17 protein-coding genes are annotated in these 18812 nt (G+C 70.3%); 12 read left to right on the top strand and 5 right to left on the bottom strand.

From position 1 onward, the window contains the following. Positions 1-226 precede the first annotated feature (226 nt). The 8 genes from rpsL (at position 227) to ACIQTO_RS03895 (ending at position 10295) form a co-directional block, all read left to right on the top strand. Entirely contained in the window at positions 227-598 is a 372-nt protein-coding gene (gene rpsL / locus ACIQTO_RS03860; RefSeq protein WP_014144289.1) for a 30S ribosomal protein S12, read from the top strand. A gap of 2 nt (positions 599-600) precedes the next feature. After that, positions 601-1071, top strand: a complete 471-nt coding sequence (gene rpsG, locus ACIQTO_RS03865) for a 30S ribosomal protein S7 (RefSeq protein ID WP_188306747.1) — start codon at positions 601-603, stop codon at positions 1069-1071. A gap of 39 nt (positions 1072-1110) precedes the next feature. Then, complete coding sequence (gene fusA / locus ACIQTO_RS03870; protein ID WP_402382397.1) at positions 1111-3216, top strand: elongation factor G; 2106 nt, start codon at positions 1111-1113, stop codon at positions 3214-3216. Between the two features lie 234 nt (positions 3217-3450). Beyond that, the gene (tuf, locus tag ACIQTO_RS03875; RefSeq protein ID WP_329885400.1) at positions 3451-4644 is read left to right on the top strand and encodes an elongation factor Tu; all 1194 of its coding nucleotides are present in this window, start codon (positions 3451-3453) and stop codon (positions 4642-4644) included. A gap of 208 nt (positions 4645-4852) precedes the next feature. Further along, complete coding sequence (locus ACIQTO_RS03880) at positions 4853-6046, top strand: acyltransferase family protein (protein ID WP_402382400.1); 1194 nt, start codon at positions 4853-4855, stop codon at positions 6044-6046. A 204-nt stretch (positions 6047-6250) separates the two neighbouring features. Beyond that, positions 6251-7264, top strand: coding sequence for a glycosyltransferase (locus ACIQTO_RS03885; RefSeq protein ID WP_402382403.1), 1014 nt, complete (start codon positions 6251-6253; stop codon positions 7262-7264). Positions 7265-7359: 95 nt separating this feature from the next. Further along, complete coding sequence (locus tag ACIQTO_RS03890) at positions 7360-9798, top strand: hypothetical protein (protein ID WP_402382406.1); 2439 nt, start codon at positions 7360-7362, stop codon at positions 9796-9798. Between the two features lie 29 nt (positions 9799-9827). Then, on the top strand, positions 9828-10295 hold the full coding sequence (locus ACIQTO_RS03895) for a GtrA family protein (RefSeq protein WP_402382408.1): 468 nt from the start codon (positions 9828-9830) through the stop codon (positions 10293-10295). Here the strand turns inward: ACIQTO_RS03895 and ACIQTO_RS03900 are convergent. The 5 genes from ACIQTO_RS03900 to rfbA form a co-directional block, all read right to left on the bottom strand. Beyond that, positions 10282-11493 (bottom strand): acyltransferase family protein, encoded by a 1212-nt coding sequence (locus tag ACIQTO_RS03900; protein ID WP_402382411.1) that lies wholly within the window; start codon positions 11491-11493, stop codon positions 10282-10284. The two genes, ACIQTO_RS03895 and ACIQTO_RS03900, sit on opposite strands and share 14 nt — an antisense overlap. Positions 11494-11604: 111 nt before the next feature. Further along, positions 11605-12561, bottom strand: coding sequence for an NAD-dependent epimerase/dehydratase family protein (locus tag ACIQTO_RS03905; protein WP_402382413.1), 957 nt, complete (start codon positions 12559-12561; stop codon positions 11605-11607). 49 nt (positions 12562-12610) lie between these two features. After that, positions 12611-13513, bottom strand: a complete 903-nt coding sequence (locus ACIQTO_RS03910) for a glycosyltransferase family 2 protein (protein ID WP_402382416.1) — start codon at positions 13511-13513, stop codon at positions 12611-12613. Positions 13514-13680: 167 nt separating this feature from the next. Continuing rightward, positions 13681-14280: a dTDP-4-dehydrorhamnose 3,5-epimerase gene (gene rfbC / locus ACIQTO_RS03915; RefSeq protein ID WP_402382418.1), complete on the bottom strand. Its 600-nt coding sequence runs from the start codon at positions 14278-14280 to the stop codon at positions 13681-13683. Beyond that, positions 14277-15152, bottom strand: a complete 876-nt coding sequence (rfbA, locus tag ACIQTO_RS03920) for a glucose-1-phosphate thymidylyltransferase RfbA (protein ID WP_402382421.1) — start codon at positions 15150-15152, stop codon at positions 14277-14279. Before rfbA ends, rfbC begins: the two co-directional genes overlap by 4 nt. 81 nt (positions 15153-15233) lie before the next feature. Here rfbA and rfbB point away from each other — a divergent pair, with 81 nt between their 5' ends. The 4 genes from rfbB to ACIQTO_RS03940 all read left to right on the top strand — a co-directional run bounded on the left by rfbB (position 15234) and on the right by ACIQTO_RS03940 (position 18806). Beyond that, the gene (rfbB, locus tag ACIQTO_RS03925) at positions 15234-16208 is read left to right on the top strand and encodes a dTDP-glucose 4,6-dehydratase (RefSeq protein ID WP_402382424.1); all 975 of its coding nucleotides are present in this window, start codon (positions 15234-15236) and stop codon (positions 16206-16208) included. After that, positions 16205-17521 carry a hypothetical protein gene (locus ACIQTO_RS03930; RefSeq protein ID WP_402382427.1) on the top strand — a complete coding sequence of 439 codons (1317 nt, stop codon included), beginning with the start codon at positions 16205-16207 and terminating at the stop codon, positions 17519-17521. The genes rfbB and ACIQTO_RS03930 overlap by 4 nt, the downstream gene beginning before the upstream one ends. A 110-nt stretch (positions 17522-17631) precedes the next feature. Next, positions 17632-18033, top strand: a complete 402-nt coding sequence (locus tag ACIQTO_RS03935; RefSeq protein ID WP_380577787.1) for a DUF2304 domain-containing protein — start codon at positions 17632-17634, stop codon at positions 18031-18033. Then, positions 18030-18806: a glycosyltransferase family 2 protein gene (locus tag ACIQTO_RS03940; RefSeq protein WP_380577786.1), complete on the top strand. Its 777-nt coding sequence runs from the start codon at positions 18030-18032 to the stop codon at positions 18804-18806. The genes ACIQTO_RS03935 and ACIQTO_RS03940 overlap by 4 nt, the downstream gene beginning before the upstream one ends. Positions 18807-18812: the final 6 nt, after the last annotated feature.

An 18812-nucleotide genomic window follows, 5' to 3' on the forward strand; every position in this document is an offset into this window, starting at 1 on the left:
TGTCCCCGGGTCCTTGTGCGTGCATGCACACCGGCCGCCGCGCCGAGCCGGAGCGCCTTTCAGCGCTCCGCGCGCTGAGCGCCGTCGCTGTACATCAGCTCATGGGATTCCGTGTCGGAACAAGCCCAACACACCCGACCGCGTGGGTCGACCACGGGGTTGTGTGTGCATGGAGACACCGCAGGTTAGTTTCACCAAGCCTTGGCACACAGAAAACGGAGAAACGGTGCCTACGATCCAGCAGCTGGTCCGAAAGGGCCGGCAGGACAAGGTCGAGAAGAACAAGACTCCCGCGCTGAAGGGTTCGCCCCAGCGTCGCGGCGTCTGCACGCGTGTGTACACGACCACCCCGAAGAAGCCGAACTCGGCGCTTCGTAAGGTCGCCCGTGTGCGCCTCACCAGCGGGATCGAGGTCACCGCTTACATTCCGGGCGAGGGCCACAACCTGCAGGAGCACTCCATCGTGCTGGTGCGCGGTGGTCGTGTGAAGGACCTTCCTGGTGTCCGCTACAAGATCATCCGCGGTTCGCTTGACACCCAGGGTGTCAAGAACCGCAAGCAGGCTCGCAGCCGCTACGGCGCCAAGAAGGAGAAGTAAGAATGCCTCGTAAGGGCCCCGCCCCGAAGCGCCCGGTCATCATCGACCCGGTTTACGGCTCCCCGGTCGTCACCCAGCTGGTCAACAAGATCCTGCTGCACGGCAAGCGTTCCACCGCCGAGCGGATCGTCTACGGCGCCCTCGAGGGCGTTCGCGAGAAGACCGGCGCCGACCCCGTCGTGGCGCTGAAGCGCGCGCTGGAGAACGTCAAGCCGGCCCTCGAGGTCAAGTCCCGCCGTGTCGGTGGCGCGACCTACCAGGTTCCGGTCGAGGTCCGTCCGGGCCGCGCCAGCACCCTGGCGCTGCGCTGGATGGTCGGTTACTCCCGCGCCCGTCGCGAGAAGACCATGACCGAGCGCCTGATGAACGAGATCCTCGACGCCAGCAACGGCCTGGGCGCTTCCGTGAAGCGTCGCGAGGACACCCACAAGATGGCCGAGTCCAACAAGGCCTTCGCGCACTACCGCTGGTAGTCCCAACCCCGTCACTAGACAGAGAGAGAACGAGCCACCATGGCTGCAACCTCCCTTGACCTCGCCAGGGTCCGCAACATCGGGATCATGGCGCACATCGACGCGGGCAAGACCACCACCACCGAGCGGATCCTGTTCTACACCGGTGTCTCGTACAAGATCGGTGAGGTCCACGATGGCGCTGCCACCATGGACTGGATGGAGCAGGAGCAGGAGCGCGGCATCACGATCACGTCGGCCGCGACGACCTGTCACTGGACGCTCGACGGCGTTGACAACACCATCAACATCATCGACACCCCGGGTCACGTCGACTTCACCGTCGAGGTGGAGCGTTCGCTGCGCGTCCTCGACGGTGCCGTCACGGTGTTCGACGGTGTCGCCGGTGTCGAGCCCCAGTCCGAGACCGTGTGGCGGCAGGCTGACCGCTACGGCGTCCCGCGCATCTGCTTCATCAACAAGCTGGACCGCACGGGCGCGAACTTCTTCTTCTGCGTCGACACCATCGTGGAGCGCCTCGGCGCGACCCCGCTGGTGATGCAGCTCCCGATCGGTGCCGAGGCGGACTTCCAGGGCGTCGTCGACCTGGTCCGCATGAAGGCGCTGGTCTGGACGGCCGAGGCCGCCAAGGGCGAGATGTACGACATCGTCGACATCCCGGCCGAGCTGGCCGACCAGGCCGCGGAGTACCGCGAGAAGCTGCTGGACACCGTCTCGAACGTCAGCGACGAGGTGATGGAGCTCGCCATGGAGGGCGAGGACGTCCCCCAGGAGCTGCTGATCTCGGCGATCCGCAAGGGCACGCTGAACTCGGACTTCACGCCGATCTTCTGCGGTACCGCCTTCAAGAACAAGGGCGTTCAGCCCCTGCTCGACGCGGTCGTGAACTACCTCCCGTCGCCGCTGGACATCGAGTCCATCGAGGGCACCAAGCCCGGCGACGACACGGTCAAGATCTCCCGCAAGGCGTCGGACGAGGAGCCGCTCGCGGCTCTCGCGTTCAAGATCATGTCCGACCCGCACCTGGGCAAGCTCACCTTCGTCCGGATCTACTCCGGGCGCCTTGAGGCCGGCACCGCCGTCCTCAACGCGGTGAAGGGCCGCAAGGAGCGGATCGGCAAGATCTACCGCATGCACGCCAACAAGCGTGAGGAGATCGACTCGGTGGGCGCCGGCGACATCGTCGCCGTCATGGGTCTCAAGCAGACCACCACCGGCGAGACCCTGAGCGACGAGAAGCACCCGGTCATCCTGGAGTCCATGGACTTCCCGGCCCCGGTCATCCGCGTCGCGATCGAGCCGAAGTCCAAGGGCGACCAGGAGCGGCTCGGTACCGCCATCCAGCGCCTGGCCGAGGAGGACCCGTCCTTCCAGGTCAACACGGACGAAGAGACCGGCCAGACCATCATCGCGGGTATGGGCGAGCTGCACCTCGAGGTGCTGGTCGACCGTATGAAGCGTGAGTTCAAGGTCGAGGCCAACGTCGGCAAGCCGCAGGTCGCGTACCGCGAGACGATCCGCAAGGCCGTCGAGCGCATCGACTTCACGCACAAGAAGCAGACCGGTGGCTCCGGCCAGTTCGCGAAGATCCAGATCGCGATCGAGCCGATCGAGTCCGGCGAGGGCTACGAGTTCGTCAACAAGGTCACCGGTGGCCGCGTGCCGAAGGAGTACATCCCTTCGGTCGACGCCGGTTGCCAGGAGGCCATGGAGTTCGGCGTGCTCGCCGGCTACCCGCTGCAGGGTGTCCGCGTGACGCTGCTCGACGGTGCCTCGCACGACGTCGACTCCTCCGAGCTCGCGTTCAAGATCGCCGGTTCGATGGCCTTCAAGGAGGGCGCTCGCAAGGCGTCCCCGGCTCTGCTGGAGCCGATGATGGCCGTCGAGGTCACCACGCCCGAGGACTACATGGGCGATGTGATCGGCGACATCAACTCTCGCCGTGGCCAGATCCGGTCCATGGACGAGCGTTACGGCGCCCGCGTCGTCTCGGCGCTGGTGCCCCTCTCCGAGATGTTCGGCTACGTCGGTGACCTGCGCAGCAAGACCTCTGGTCGCGCGAGCTACTCGATGCAGTTCGACTCGTACGCCGAGGTTCCGCGGAACGTGGCGGACGACATCATCGCCAAGGCCAAGGGCGAGTAAGGACCGGCGCGAGCCGAGTCCCTACCCGAGGCCGCAGGACATCCCGACATTCGGGACGATTGCGAACCCTTAGGCTATTAGGAGGCGACCCGGGAGAATCCGGCCGGATTCTCCCGGGGCCTCCGCCCCCACCCGCGGGACGGTGCGGAGCGCTCCAGGGCGCCCCGTGCCCAACCCGATCAAAGACCAACTGACGTCAGCACGGCGTACAGAACTGTCCTCAGGAGGACTGCAGTGGCGAAGGCGAAGTTCGAGCGGACGAAGCCCCACGTCAACATCGGCACCATTGGTCACATCGACCACGGTAAGACGACCCTTACCGCGGCCATCACCAAGGTGCTGCACGACGCTCACCCGGACATCAACCCCTTCACGCCGTTCGACCAGATCGACAAGGCGCCGGAGGAGCGGCAGCGCGGTATCACCATCTCGATCGCGCACGTCGAGTACCAGACCGAGGCGCGTCACTACGCCCACGTCGACTGCCCGGGTCACGCGGACTACATCAAGAACATGATCACCGGTGCGGCCCAGATGGACGGTGCGATCCTCGTCGTCGCCGCCACCGACGGCCCGATGCCGCAGACCAAGGAGCACGTCCTCCTGGCCCGCCAGGTCGGCGTCCCCTACATCGTCGTCGCCCTGAACAAGGCCGACATGGTGGACGACGAGGAGATCCTGGAGCTCGTCGAGCTCGAGGTCCGTGAGCTCCTCTCCGAGTACGAGTTCCCGGGCGACGACCTGCCGGTCGTCCGCGTCTCCGCGCTGAAGGCGCTGGAGGGCGACAAGGAGTGGGGCGAGAAGCTCCTCGGCCTGATGGCCGCGGTCGACGAGGCCATCCCGACCCCGGCCCGTGCCGTGGACCAGCCGTTCCTGATGCCGATCGAGGACGTCTTCACGATCACCGGTCGTGGCACCGTCGTCACCGGTCGTATCGAGCGTGGCATCCTCAAGGTCAACGAGACTGTCGACATCATCGGCATCAAGGAGACCAAGACCACCACCACGGTCACCGGTATCGAGATGTTCCGCAAGCTGCTCGACGAGGGCCAGGCCGGTGAGAACGTCGGTCTGCTCCTCCGTGGCATCAAGCGCGAGGACGTCGAGCGCGGCCAGGTCATCATCAAGCCCGGCTCGGTCACCCCGCACACCGACTTCGAGGCCCAGTCCTACATCCTGTCGAAGGACGAGGGTGGTCGTCACACCCCGTTCTTCAACAACTACCGCCCGCAGTTCTACTTCCGTACCACGGACGTGACCGGCGTCGTGACCCTCCCCGAGGGCACCGAGATGGTCATGCCGGGCGACAACACCGCCATGACGGTCGTGCTGATCCAGCCGATCGCCATGGAGGAGGGCCTGAAGTTCGCCATCCGTGAGGGTGGCCGCACCGTCGGCGCCGGCCAGGTCACCAAGATCCTCAAGTAATCGAGGCTCTTGACCTGCCTGTGTTACACAGGTGATGTCCGACGGGCCCCGCACACCTCGGTGTGCGGGGCCCGTCGGCGTGTCGGGGGGAGGGCGCGGGGTCATGTGTGGAGGGGATTCGGGCTGCGGATAGACTGAGCCACCCGCAGCCGTCGCCAGGGCGAGGCTGACCGAGGTTCTCCGCCCCACTCGCTGAAAGCGCTCCGGAATGACCTCTGCCCCCCTTCTCACGAAGCCCTCGCTCCTTCGGCGCCGTTCGGCCACCCGCGCGGACCGCTCGCCCGACGGACGCGCCAAGCGCCCCCGGCTGTACGCGCTCGACGGGATGCGCCTCTTCGCCGCCCTGAGCGTGCTCTCCTTCCACTGGACGGCCTACGTGGGCATCTCCGGGGTGTGGCAGGGCGTCACGCCGAAGGAGGTGCTGCCGACGGTCAACCGGATGGCGGCCTACGGCTGGCTGGGGGTGGAGCTGTTCTTCGTCATCAGCGGCTTCGTGATCTGCATGAGCTGCTGGGGGAAGCGTCCGGGGGAGTTCTTCGTCTCCCGGGTGGTCCGGCTGTACCCCGGGTACTGGGCGGGCATAGCGCTCACCAGCCTGGTGGTGCTGAACTTCAAGAACTTCGCCCGGCTGGGCGCCGGTGACGGGCTCAACGCCAGCACCATCCTCGGCAACCTGACCATGCTCCAGACCCCGCTCGGGATGCGCCACGTCGACGGCGTCTACTGGACGCTCTGGGTGGAGATGCGGTTCTACCTGCTCTTCGCCATCGTCGTGGCGACCGGCCTCACCTACCGCAAGGTGGTGGCCTTCTGCGGGATCTGGACGATTCTCGCGGTGCTCGCCCCGCAGGCGCAGATTCCGCTGCTGACCACGCTCGCGATGCCGAACGAGTCGCCGTTCTTCATCGCCGGTGTCGGCATGTTCCTGATGTACCGCTTCGGTCAGAACCTGCTGCTCTGGGGAATCGTCGGATTCTCCTGGATCCTCGCGCTGACCCGCCTGGGATCCATCCAGGAGGTCTACGTCAACGTGCTCGGCCACCCCCTTTCGTGGAATGTGATGGCCGGCGTGGTGACGGCGGCCTTCGCCCTGGTGCTGGGTGCCGCGCTGGGTCTGTTCGACTGGGTGCAGTGGAAGTGGCTGACGGTCGCGGGCGCGCTGACCTACCCGCTGTACCTGATCCACCAGGAGATCGGCTGGACGCTGATCCACTTCCTGCTGACCAAGCACTTCGGCGTCGGGGCGGCCCTCGGGACGGCCCTGGTGACGGTGATGGTCGGCGCGTGGCTGATCCACCGCCTGGTCGAGCGGCCGGTGTCGAAGATCCTGAAGAACGCGTTGGACCGTTCGATGGCGACCCTGCGCAAGGTCTCGGACGAGCCCGCCCCGGTGAAGCACTGACGGTGCACGAAGGTCGCGTGCATACGAGGCCTCAAGAACCATTCATGCAATCGCAAAATCCTGCTGCTAGCCTGGCCGCCACCACGGGGCCGGCTCCGGCCCCGCACCTCTCCTTCGCATCCACCAGCTCGGTCGTCCGGGCCACCCGGCCGCTCTCCGGCAGCGATCGATCGTTCTCAAAGACATAGGGACAGGCGACAACTGATGTACAACGCAGCTGTATCGGCAGAGCAGGTGGCCGTCCGGCCGGCGCCGCTGTTGTCGGTCGTGATGCCGATCTACAACGAGCAGGAGGCCCTGCCGCTGACGGTCCAGCGCCTGCGTCCGATCCTGGATGAGCTGGGGGTCGACTACGAGGTCGTCGGCATCGACGACGGCAGCACCGACGCCACCCCGGCGATCATGCAGAAGATCCACCAGGACTGGCCGGAGTTCCGGATCGTCCGCTTCGCGCGCAACTCCGGGCACCAGGCGGCGCTGACCGCCGGTATCCACCGCGCCTACGGCGACTACGTCGTCTCGATCGACGCCGACCTGCAGGACCCGCCGGAGAAGATCACCGAGATGCTCGCGCTCGCCCGCGAGAAGAACCTCGACATCGTCTACGGCGTGCGCGGCGACCGCGGCACCGACACCTTCTTCAAGCGGCGGACCGCCGGCGCCTACTACTGGCTGATGCGCAAGCTCGTCGGCAAGAAGATGCCGAACCAGGCCGGCGACTTCCGCCTGCTCAGCCGGGCCGCCGTGGACGCGCTCAAGGCGATGCCCGAGCACCAGCCGGTCTACCGCCTGCTGGTGCCGTGGCTGGGCTTCCCCAGCGGCGAGGTCGTCTACGTCCGCGAGGAGCGGGTCGCGGGCAGCACGCACTACCCGCTGTCCAAGATGGTCCGCCTCGCCATCGACAGCATCACCAACTTCTCCGCCAGCCCGCTGCGGCTCGCCACCTGGCTCGGCCTGCTGAGCTTCGTGCTCTGCTTCTGCCTGGGCATCTACACCACGGTCGAGTTCGCGCTCGGCAAGACCGTGCCCGGGTGGTCCTCGCTGTTCATCGGCATGCTCTTCCTCGGCGCCGTCCAGCTGGTCTGCATCGGCCTGCTCGGCGAGTACGTCGGCCGGATCTACTCGGCGGCGCAGGCCCGACCGGCCTACTTCGTGGGCTACGACTCGGCCGAGAACAGCGACGCGAAGACGGCGAAGGTCTCCGAGTACGCGGTGTGACCTCCCCGGTCCGTCCTGCGGCGCCGGCCGCCGCGGGACGGACCGGCCGCCGACCGCCAGGAAGCCGACGCACAGCCCGCAGGAGAAGAAGAGCGATGGGCACTACCGACAGCACCGCGCCCGCCCTGGGCACGCCGACCGGGCCCGCCGGGCGGCGGACCGGCAGTTCCGCGCCGGACGCCGACGGTGCCCCGCTCGGCCTCCGGGCCCGGCTGACGGCCTTCCTGCCCGCGGTCGCGGCCTACCTCTTCCTGGTCGTCCTGCTGCTGGCCGCCGACACCTCGGTCAGTGACGTCGCGCGCTACACCTTCTACGTGCTGTGGGGCGTCATGCTCCCGGGCACGCTGGTCTTCCGCCTGCTGCGGCGCCGTCCGCACACGCTGGTGGAGGACCTCGCCTTCGGCGCCGTGGTCGGTCTGGTGCTGGAGCTGGCGGCCTGGGCCGTCCTGGTCGGCCTCGGTCTGCAGTCGGTGGCCACCGCCTGGCCGCTGGCGGTCGTGATCCCGTTCGCCGCCGTGCCCCGGCTGCGGCGGCACTGGCGGCCGCGTGGCTACCGCCGCGTGTCGGCCGGCTGGTCCTGGTCGGTCGCCGGCACGGTCGCGTTCACCAGCGCCTACATGTACGGCGCGGTGCTCAGCCGGAACCCGATCGTGCCGGACAGCGAGACCACCCGGCAGTACATCGACCTGCCGTACCTGTTGTCGCTGGCCGGGAACGCCAAGCACAACTTCCCGCTGACCTTCCCGCAGGCCGCCGGCGAGCCACTGCACTACCACTGGTTCACCTTCGTCCACATGGCGATGACCGACCTGGTCGGCCACATCGACCTGTCCGTCGTCCAGATGCGGCTGATGGTGCCGGCGCTGGCCGCGCTGGCCATGGTGATCACCGCCGTGGTGGCGCACCGGCTGACCGGCCGGCCGTGGGCCGGACCGGTCGCCGCCCTGCTGATCTTCGCCGTGGGCGAGTTCAACGCCATCTACCCCAACAACGTCGGCCACTGGACCTTCGGCGCCCCGGCGGTGCCGCTGATGTCCTGGGCGAGCCTCTCCCTGACGTACAGCCAGCCGCTGCTGATGGCCCTGATCGGCGTGGTCGGCGACGCCCTGCGCGGACGCGGCGCCGGGGAGCGCGCCGAGGGGGAGCCCGCGGACGGGGAGCTCGGCGACGAGGGCCGGGCCGGCCGGATCCCGGCGCTCGGCCGGGGCGCGTTCGTGCTCACCGCGCTGTTCGCGGTGGCCTCCAGCGCGGCCAAGGCGAGTTCGCTGCCGGTGACGCTGGCCGCGCTGGCCTTCGCCGGCGTGATGGTGCTGATCGGGACGCGGCGGATCCCGTGGACCATCGTCGGCCTCGGGGCGGTCATCGCCGGCGCGCAGGTCTTCGCCACCGCCGTGCTGTTCCGCTTCGAGAGCTACGGCCTCGAAGTGGTGCCCTTCGGCAACATCGAGAAGTACTGGGCGGATCCGCAGCAGACCCGGACGGCGGTGACCCAGAGCGTGGTCGTCGCCGCCACGCTGGTCGCGTTCCTGCTGAACCACCAGCTCCGGATGGTCGGCATGATCCCGCTGCTGTGGCGCCGCCGGCTCCGCCTGGAGCAGACCCAGTGGTTCCTGCTCGGCGGGGCGCTCGCCGGTCCGGCCGTCTACCTGGTGGTCAACGGCTTCAACGCCAGCTACTTCACCCTCGCCGGCCTCTCCTTCGGGGTGCTGCTCTCGGCCTGGGGCTACTGCGAGGTCTTCGAGCGCGCCGCGCTGCCCACCCGGGGCAAGGTCGCGCTCGCGGCCGGCACGGTGGCCTTCGTCCTCCTGCTCACCTACGGCATCTACCACTACGCGGCCGACTGGGCGACCTTCGCGCTCAAGGCGGTCGGCGACGCCAAGGGCACCGCGTCCTACACCCCGCTGGTCCCGGCGCTGGCCGCGGCGGCGGCGCTGGCCGGTGTCGCGGCGGTCTGCGGCGTGCTCTGGTGGGTGGCCGGCCGGGCGCTGCCGGCCCTGCGCGGCCGGGGCGGGGTGGTCCTGCTGACCGCGGCGCTCGCGGCCGGCGCGCCCTCGCTGCTGCTCGACGTCCAGCAGTCCCGGCAGGTGCCGTGGGACGGCGCGTGGCCGCTGCCCGCCAGCCAGGTCGAGGCCGCCCGCTGGGTCCGCGCGCACAGCGACCCGACCGATGTGCTGGTCACCAACGGCCACTGCCGCTCGGAGAACGACTACGCCGTCCCCGGGGCGAACTGCTGGAACTCGCTGTCCTTCTACCTGAGCGGCTACTCCGAGCGCTCGGTGCTGGTGGAGGGCTGGGCCTACTCGCCGCGGCTGATGTCGGAGAAGTCCGGCTCCTTCTGGGACCAGCCGCTGCTCCAGCTCAACGAGGACGCCGTCTACCACCCGACGGCCGGTATCCTCGACCAGCTGCGGGAGCGGCACCACGTCCGCTACGTGGTGGTCAACCGCAAGGTGGCGCCGGAGTCCCCGGACCTGAAGACCCTCGCCAAGCTGGTCTTCGACAACGGCCGGATGGCCGTGTACGAGATTTCCTGACCCGACGAACCGATCACATGGGTGCTCACATGGTTTCCATCGACCGGTCGACCGAAGCGGCCGCCGTGCCGCCGGCCGACCAGGGCCCGCAGGCCCCCGGCACCGGGACGGCCAAGCGCCAACTCCCGTCCTTCCTGGTGATCGGGGTCCTGAGCACCCTCTTCTACCTGCTGCTCTACGTGGTGGCCCGGCGCTTCGTCGACCCCCAGGTGGCCAACTTCCTCGCGCTGGCGATCAGCGCGGTCGCCAACACGGCCGCCAACCGCCGGTTCACCTTCGGCATCACCGGCAGTGAGGGCGCGCTGCGGCACCAGCTCCAGGGTGCGGTGGCCTTCCTCATCGGCCTCGGGCTGAGCGCCGGGGCGCTGGCCCTGCTCGACCTGGCCGCGCCGGACGCCTCGAAGGCCGTCGAGGTGGCCGGGCTGATCGCCGCGAACGGTCTGGCCACGGTGGTCCGGTTCCTGCTGATGAAGGTCTGGGTCTTCAGGAAGAAGTGACCTCGGGCGGCTTCGGCTCCTGCGTCGGCCGCGGGGCCGGCCGGGGTTCCCGCCCGGCGGCCGGCCGGGGCGGGCCCGGGGTCCAGGACCGCAGCCGCAGCGCGGGCGCCTCGACGAGGTGCCAGGAGAGCGCCGCCAGCAGCCCGGTCGCGCCGAGGGCGCCGGCCAGGAAGCCGAACGGGCCGTAGCGCGCTCCGCCGACCAGTGCCAGCGCCTGCTCGACCGGGAAGCCGAAGATGTACACGCCGTACGAGTAGTCGCGGCGGCTGCCGACCGCCCGCCAGCGGCGGGGGAGTACGGCCGCGGCCCAGAACAGCAGGTAGACCAGCGCGGGGAGGCCGAACTCCGCGAAGCCGCCCCAGCGGGCCGAGCCGGCCGCGGTGAGGGCGGCGGCCAGCGCCAGGGCGTCGTCGACCGGGATCCGCTCGGCGTACAGCCGCAGCGCGCCGCCGAGCAGGAAGGCGAGGCCGAGGTTCGCGGCGAGGTGGAAGGTGACCTGGCCCAGCAGCGGCAGGGCGACCCCGGGGCCGCCGGCCGGCGGCACCCCGGGCGGGAGGTCCGCGGCGCCGGTGGCGATCAGCAACCAGAGCGCGAGCGCCGCCACGGCGACCGGCAGCCGTCGGCGCAGCAGCCCGAGGGCGGCCAGCAGCCCGGCCACCAGGTAGCAGAGCAGCTCGTACTTCAGCGACCAGAGGGCGCCGTTGAGGCTCCCGTCGAAGTTGGTGCCGGCGCGGACGCCCCCGGCGATCACGCCCGAGACGTCCCAGCCCGTGGTCGGCGTGCCGCTCCCGAGACTGGTCAGATAGCTCAGCGGACCGTCCGGTCGGCTCCAGAAGCCGCCCAGCGTGCCGTGCTGCCACCAGTAGAGGGCGGGCATCAGGACGACGGCCGAGAACAGCAGCGATCCGCAGAGGCCGGGCACGATGCGCAGCGCCCGGTGCCAGACGAAGCGGCCGGGCGGGAGCCGCCGGGCGCTCTCGGTGATCACGAAGCCGGAGAGCGCGAAGAACCCGAGGACGGCGGACTTGCCGAGGTCGGTCTGCCCGCCGCTCCAGTGCCAGAGCGGATCGGGGTGCCCCCAGCCGAGGGGGAAGACGTGCGAGACGACGACGGTGGCGGCCAGCAGGAGCCGCAGCGCGCCGAGCCCGTTGGCCCGGCCGTGGAGGAGCGGCGCGAGAGTGCCGCGCGGGCGGAGCACCGCTGGTCGGCTGATGGCTCCCCCCCGACTGGTTGGGTCGGGCGGCGTCCGCGGTCGTCGCGGACGCCGCCGCGTCATGATGGGCGGTGCTCGTCGGGCGCGGGCCGGGGCCTACGCCTGCGGAGCGGCGGTCTGGGCCTCCCAGAGCTCCCGGACGGCCTCGCGCAGGGTGCGCCGGGGCTCCCAGCCGAGCCGCTCGCGGGCGACGGTGATGTCGAGCTGCTGCCACTCGGTCTCCGGGCCGGTGCCGTCCGGCGCGGGGACCTCGGTGATCTCGGTGGGCACCCCGCTCTCCTCGATCAGCAGCTCGACCAGCAGCCGGGCGGAGGACGCGGCGCCGGTGCCGACGTTGACCACCGGCGGGACGTCGCGCCGGACGGCGGCGAGGAGCACCGCGTCCAGGGTGTCGGTCAGGTCGACGAAGTCGCGCTGGGCGGTGAGCGGCTGGAGCGAGAGCCGCGCGGTCTCGCCGGCCCGGCGGGCGGCGTCCAGCTTGGCGGCCATCACACCGAGCAGGCTGTGACCGGGCTGGCCGGCGCCGACCACGTTGCCGAGCCGCAGCGACACCGCGTCCAGCCGGCCGGCCTCGACGGCCCGGACCAGGGCCTCGGTGGCGGCGAGCTTCAGCTTGCCGTACTCCATCACCGGGGCGGCGGGGTCGCTCTCGCGCTGGCTGGTGCCGACCGGTGCCATGCCGTACTCGTGCACGGTGCCGAGGTGGACCAGCCGGGCGGGGGAGGCCATCGCGGAGACGGCCTCGATCAGCCGGTCCACCAGGACCACGTTGGCCTGGTACATCTGCTCGTCGTTCAGGCCCCACATGCCGCCGGCCGCGTTGACGACCGTGTCGATCCGCTCCCGGTCGAGCAGCGCGGTCAGGTCGGCGGCGGCGTCGGAGGAGATGTCGAAGGCGACGAACCGGCCGGGCGCTGGCACCGCCGGGGCCTTGCGGGCGAGGCTGACGACCTCGGCGCCCTGCTCCAGCAGGCGGGCGCCGAGCACGCGGCCGATGAAGCCGGTGCCGCCGAGGACGGCGACCCGGGCGGGGGCCGGGTGCGGTGCGGTCATGGGGTGACTCCCTGGGACGGTGATGGACCTGGGGCGTTGGCGGGCCGGGTCAGCGGGGGCGGGCGGCGGTACTGGTGGCGTTGCGCAGCAGGGCCTTCGCCCCGTCCCACTGGCCGGCGCGCATCGCGCCCGGGACCAGGGTGAGGGCGTGGATCCGGGCCGAGAGGTGCATCCGGGACGCCTTGGCGGCCCGCGGCCAGCCGTGCGCGTCCAGGCGGTCGGCGGCGTCCAGGAAGTACCGGCGGGCCTCGGCGAAGCGGGTGCCGCTGTAGGCGGACTTCGAGGAGATGCTGACGGCGTGCCGGCGGTACTGGAAGGCCCGGACGTCGTCGACGACCATGTGCTCGCCGGACTGCAGCAGGTCGATGACGAGCGCGAGGTCCTGGATGATCTCCAGGTTGTCGCGGAAGCCGGTGGTCCGCACGGCCTCGGTGCGCCAGCAGATCGACGGGAAGTACAGCCAGTTGCCCTTGAGCAGGCTGACCGCGAGCTCCTCGCCGCCGCGCAGGGTGCGGCCCTGCTGCTTGGGCGCGTAGATCCGGCGCTTGGCCTCGTCGGCGAGCGAGCTGCTGGGGTTCCCGTCGCCGTCGATCACCTGGACGCCCGGCTGGATCATCGCGACGCCGGGGTACTGGGCCAGGATCGACCGGATGGTGGCGACGTAGTTGGGCAGCATGATGTCGTCGGTGCCCATGAACATCATGTACTCGTGCTCGGCCATGCCCAGGCACTTGCGGTAGTTGCCGGTGACGCCGAGGTTCTGCTCGTTGCGGAAGTACCGCACCCGCGGGTCGTCGAGTTCGGCGAACCACTCCGGGACGCCGGGCTCCCGGCCGTCGTCGACGACGGTCAGCCGCCAGTCGGGATCGCTCTGCGCCAGCACGCTGCGGACCGCGGCCTGCATCAGCGCGACGTCGCCGTAGTACGGGAGCAGGATTTCCAGAGTGGTCATGGTGGAGGGCACATCCGCTGGTCTGAGTCGGGGCCGGGAGCGGGGCGAGGACCCCGCGGCGGGCCCATCATACTGAGCCCGCCGGCGGCCCCCGCCGGGCCGCCCGCCGCGCCGACGACGATGCCCGGGCCCGCGCCGGAGGGCGGCGGGCCCGGGCATCGGGCGGGTCAGCGGGTGCGCAGGCTCTCGGTGAAGGCGAGGCACTTCTCGTAGTCCGGCAGCAGGCCGGTGGCGAGCGCCTCGGCCAGCGACGGCGCGGCGTCGTCCCGGGCGGACAGCTGCGGGGCGTCGGTGGGCCACTCGATCCCGAGGTCCGGGTCGAGCGGGTGCACCGCGTGCTCACCGGTCGGGTTGTAGGTCTCCGAGCAGACGTACGACAGCGTGGCGTCGTCGGTCAGCGCGCAGAAGCCGTGGCCGACGCCCTCGGGGATGTAGACCGACCGGCGGTCGGCGTCGTCCAGCCGGACGAACTCCCAGCGGCCGAAGGCGGGGGAGCCGACCCGCAGGTCCACGATCACGTCGAGCACCGCGCCGCGCACACAGCTGACGTACTTGGCCTGGCCGGGCGGGACGTCGGCGAAGTGGATGCCGCGCACGACGTCCTTCGCGGACACCGACAGGTTGCCCTGGGCGAACTTCAGCGGGTGGCCGACCACTTCTTCGAGCCGGTCGAAGCGGTACCACTCCATGAACAGGCCGCGCGGGTCGCCGTGCTGCTGCGGGGTGACCTCGAAGGCACCGGGGATCGAGAGCTCACGGAACTTCACCGGGCCGCCTCCTCGTCGAGCAGCGCGATCAGGTAGTCGCCGTAGCCGCTCTTGCGCAGCGGCTCGGCCAGCTCGCGCAGCTGCCCGGCGTCGATCAGGCCGGCCCGCCAGGCGGCCTCCTCGATGCAGCCGATCTTGAAGCCCTGGCGCTCCTCGATGACCCGGACGAACTCGGAGGCCTGCACCATCGAGACGAACGTGCCGGTGTCGAGCCAGGCGGTACCGCGGTCGAGGATGGTGACGTGCAGCTCACCGGTCTTGAGGTACTCCTCGTTGACCGCGGTGATCTCCAGCTCGCCGCGCGCGCTCGGGCTGAGGCCGGCCGCGATCTCGACCACGCGGTTGTCGTAGAAGTACAGGCCGGGCACCGCGTAGCGCGACTTCGGCTGCGTGGGCTTCTCCTCGATGGAGATGACCTGGCCGTTGTCGTCGAACTCCACCACGCCGTACGCGGTCGGGTCGGCGACCGGGTAGGCGAAGACCATGCCGCCCTGCGGCGCGGTGCGCTGCGCGAGCCGGGTGCCGAGGCCGCTGCCGTGGAAGATGTTGTCGCCGAGGATCAGCGCGACGGGCTCGTCACCGATGAAGTCGGCGCCCAGCACGAAGGCCTGGGCGATGCCCTCCGGCTTCTCCTGGACGGCGTACTCCAGCTTGAGGCCGAACTGGGAGCCGTCGCCGAGCAGGCGCTGGAACTGCTCCTGGTCCTGGGGGGTGGTAATGATCAGGATCTCGCTGATACCGGCCATGACCAGGGTCGACAGCGGGTAGTAGATCATCGGCTTGTCGAAGACGGGGAGGAGCTGCTTCGAGACTGCTCGGGTCAGCGGCCACAGTCGTGACCCGGTGCCGCCCGCCAAGAGGATTCCACGCATGCGCGCAGCTTATGTGAGGTTCGGAGCCCGCCGCTGACCCGGGGCGATGGCCCCGGGGCACACCGGTAGACTGCCCGCACTATGCGCATCCTCGTCACCGGCGGCGCCGGCTTCATCGGTTCAGAGTTCGTCCGGCAGCTGCTCGGCGCCGACGCAACGGATCAGATCACCGTCTTCGACAAGCTCACCTACTCGGGCGTCGAGGCCAACCTGGCGCCCGTCGCCGGTCACAGCGGCTACTCCTTCGTCCGCGGCGACATCTGCGACGAGCAGGCCGTCGACCAGGTCATGCCCGGCCACGACGTGGTCGTCCACTTCGCGGCCGAGTCGCACGTGGACCGCTCCATCGAGGGCGCCGGCCCGTTCGTGGTCACCAACGTGCTGGGCACCCAGGTGCTGCTGGACTCGGCCAAGAAGCACGGTGTCGGCCGCTTCGTCCACGTCTCCACCGACGAGGTCTACGGCTCCATCTCCGAGGGCTCGTGGACCGAGGAGTGGCCGCTGGCGCCCAACTCCCCGTACTCGGCCTCCAAGGCCGGCTCCGACCTGCTCGCGCTCGCCTACCACCGCACCCACGGCATGGACGTGGTGGTCACCCGCTGCTCCAACAACTACGGGCACTACCAGTTCCCGGAGAAGGTCATCCCGCTGTTCACCACCAACCTGCTGGACGGCAGGAAGGTGCCGCTGTACGGCACCGGTGGCAACATCCGTGACTGGCTGCACGTCTCGGACCACTGCCGCGGCATCGAGCTGGCCATGCGCAAGGGCCGCTCCGGCGAGGTCTACAACATCGGTGGCGGCACCGAGATCACCAACAAGGAGCTCACCGAGCTGCTGCTGCAGGCCGCCGGCGCCGACTGGTCGATGGTCGAGCCGGTCGCCGACCGCAAGGGCCACGACCTGCGCTACTCGCTGGACATCACCAAGATCAGCGAGGAGCTCGGCTACAGCCCGCAGGTCCGCTTCGAGGACGGCCTGGCCGCCACCATCGCCTGGTACCGCGAGAACCGTGCCTGGTGGGAGCCGCTGAAGGCCAAGGCCACCCTGCGATGACGAACCCGGTGGCCAAGCTGCTGGGGGCGCTGCCCCCGGGCGTGCGGCTCGTCGCGGGGGGCACCGTGGTCCTCGGTATCTCCTCGTACATCTTCCTGGCCCTGGCCGGGCACAGCTTGGACACCACCCAGGTCGCCGGCGTCTCGATGCTCTGGACCGTGGTCATGTCCGTCGGGTACGGGCTGTTCTCCCCGGTCGAGCTGGAGCTGACCCGCCTGGTGGCCGCCCGCGACGTGGCCGGCCACGGCCCCGGTCCGGCGGTCCGGCGGGTCCTGCTGGTCGCCGCCGGGGTGCTGGTGGCGGTGCTGGCCGTGATCGCGGCCGCCGCCCGCCCGATCGCGGACCGCTTCTTCTCCGGCGACCTCGGCCTGGTGGCCGGCCTGGGCGGCGCCCTGGTCGGCCTGGCCGTGAGCTCGGTGGCCCGCGGGGCGCTGGCCGGCCTGGGCAACTTCGGCGCGTACGGCACGCAGCTCGCCGTCGACGGCGGCCTGCGGATCGGGCTCGCCGCGCTGATCCCGCTGTTCGGCGCGCACTCGGCGTTCGCGTTCGCGCTGATCCTGGTGGTGGCACCGCTCGCCGCCTCGGCGATCGGGATGCGCGGCGTCCTCGCGGACCGGCGCGGCGGGCCGGCGCCGGCCTGGCGCGCCCTGGTCACCGGGCTCGGCCTGCTGACCGGTTCGACGCTGCTGGCGCAGCTGATGGTCAACGCGGCCGTGGTCAGCGTCGGCCTGCTCTCGCCGTCCTCCAAGGCGCTGATCGCCGCCCTGCTGAACGCCGTGGTGCTGGCCCGGGTGCCGCTGTTCGCCTACGCGGCGATCCAGGCCTCGCTGGTCTCCTCGCTCTCCGGCGCCGCCGCGGCCGGCAACCACGCGGAGTTCCGCAAGGTCCTGCTGCGCACCGGCGGCATCGTGGTGCTGATGAGCACCGCCGCCGGGCTGCCGACGGTCTTCCTCGGCCCCTGGGCGATCCGGGTCTTCTTCAAGGCGCAGGACGTGCTGGGCCCGGTGGACTTCCTCTGGCTGGCCCTCGGCACCCTCTGCTACATGCTGGCCACCGTCTTCGGCCAGGCGCTGCTCTCGCTCGGGCGCCACCAGCGGCAGCTGCTCTCCTGGCTGGCCGGTTCCGTGGTGCTGGTGGTCGTCACCCTGCTGCCGGGGGACATCGCCACCCGGGTCGAACTCGCCTACCTGGCTGGTGCCGCGGTCAGCGCTGCTGCCATGCTATGGGCGCTGGCCCGCTCGATGTCCGCCCCGGCCCGGCCCGTGGCGGAACACCGGGCACCACTGGCGGCCCATCAGTCGTCGGAGGTATGACGCCCGTTCGCCGGGTCCCGCACAGCCGGCGGCGGCAGTACGTTCACGCCACGCCTTTAATATGTGATTACCCTTGGCCACGCCACTGCCGCTGAAAGGCGCCTCCAGTCGTGCATCTCACCGTCATCACTTCGATCACCGGCGTGCTGGTGCTCGTCTACATCCTGGAGTTGCTGCGCCGACAGCAACTGCGGGAGAAGTACGCGGCTATCTGGCTCGCGATCGGCGTCGTCGTGGCGCCGCTCGGGTTCTTCCCGACGATCCTGGACTCGACCGCCCGCCGGCTCGGCATCGCCTCCGGTGTGAGCCTGGTGCTGTTCGCGGGCTTCGTGCTGGTCCTGATGGTCTCGCTGCACCTGAGCTGGGAGGCCTCCCGGCTGGAGGCCGAGACCCGGACCCTGGCCGAGGACGTCGCCATGATGCGGGCCCACCTGGCCGAGCACCACGGCTACCCGATCGCACGCAGCAGCAACGACGCCGGCAAGACGACGGACTCCGGGGTGACGGCATGATCGACGGCAAGCGGGTACTGATCATTCTCCCGGCCTGGAACGAGGCCGAGGGTCTGCCCAAGATCCTCCACGAGATCCAGCAGAAGCTCCCCGGCGTCGACACCCTGGTGGTCGACGACGGCTCGGTGGACAACACCGCGGCCGTGGCCGCCGCGGCCGGCTCCCGGGTCGCGCAGCTGCCGTACAACCTCGGTGTCGGCGGCGCCATGCGGTTCGGCTACCGCTACGCGCACCTGCACAACTACGACGTGGCCATCCAGTGCGACGCCGACGGCCAGCACGACCCCGCGTACGTGCCGGCCCTGCTGGAGAAGCTCCAGGAGGCCGACCTGGTCATCGGCGCCCGGTTCGCCGGCCAGGGCAGCTACAAGGTGCGCGGCCCGCGCAGCTGGGCGATGAAGCTGCTGTCCGTGGTGCTGTCGCGGGTCACCCGCACCCGCCTCACCGACACCACCTCGGGCTTCAAGGCCTGCAACAAGCCGATGATCGAGTTCTTCTCGCAGTGGTACCCGGTCGAGTACCTGGGCGACACCATCGAGAGCATGGTCGGCGCCGCCCGCTGCGGCTTCGTCATCCGGCAGGTCCCGGTCGCGATGCGCGAGCGGACCACCGGCACGCCCAGCGCCTCCCCGATCAAGGCGACCATCTACCTGGCCCGCGCGGGCCTGGTGCTGCTGCTCGCGATGATCCGCCGGATGCCCAAGCACCTGAAGACCATCGAGCCCGCCAGCCGGGCCGCTGCCCCGCAGCGCGCACTGGCCGGCCGGAGCTGATCACGG

Origin of the sequence: Kitasatospora sp. NPDC091207 (assembly GCF_044768625.1) — a bacterium.
Classification (GTDB): domain Bacteria; phylum Actinomycetota; class Actinomycetes; order Streptomycetales; family Streptomycetaceae; genus Kitasatospora.

Coding starts and splice junctions, on each gene's coding strand:
- rpsG (WP_188306747.1), top strand. CDS start 601: ATGCCTCGTAAGGGCCCCGCCCCGAAGCGCCCGGTCATCATCGACCCG.
- fusA (WP_402382397.1), top strand. CDS start 1,111: ATGGCTGCAACCTCCCTTGACCTCGCCAGGGTCCGCAACATCGGGATC.
- ACIQTO_RS03880 (WP_402382400.1), top strand. CDS start 4,853: ATGACCTCTGCCCCCCTTCTCACGAAGCCCTCGCTCCTTCGGCGCCGT.
- ACIQTO_RS03885 (WP_402382403.1), top strand. CDS start 6,251: ATGTACAACGCAGCTGTATCGGCAGAGCAGGTGGCCGTCCGGCCGGCG.
- ACIQTO_RS03890 (WP_402382406.1), top strand. CDS start 7,360: ATGGGCACTACCGACAGCACCGCGCCCGCCCTGGGCACGCCGACCGGG.
- ACIQTO_RS03895 (WP_402382408.1), top strand. CDS start 9,828: ATGGTTTCCATCGACCGGTCGACCGAAGCGGCCGCCGTGCCGCCGGCC.
- ACIQTO_RS03905 (WP_402382413.1), bottom strand. CDS start 12,561: ATGACCGCACCGCACCCGGCCCCCGCCCGGGTCGCCGTCCTCGGCGGC.
- ACIQTO_RS03910 (WP_402382416.1), bottom strand. CDS start 13,513: ATGACCACTCTGGAAATCCTGCTCCCGTACTACGGCGACGTCGCGCTG.
- rfbA (WP_402382421.1), bottom strand. CDS start 15,152: ATGCGTGGAATCCTCTTGGCGGGCGGCACCGGGTCACGACTGTGGCCG.
- rfbB (WP_402382424.1), top strand. CDS start 15,234: ATGCGCATCCTCGTCACCGGCGGCGCCGGCTTCATCGGTTCAGAGTTC.
- ACIQTO_RS03930 (WP_402382427.1), top strand. CDS start 16,205: ATGACGAACCCGGTGGCCAAGCTGCTGGGGGCGCTGCCCCCGGGCGTG.
- ACIQTO_RS03940 (WP_380577786.1), top strand. CDS start 18,030: ATGATCGACGGCAAGCGGGTACTGATCATTCTCCCGGCCTGGAACGAG.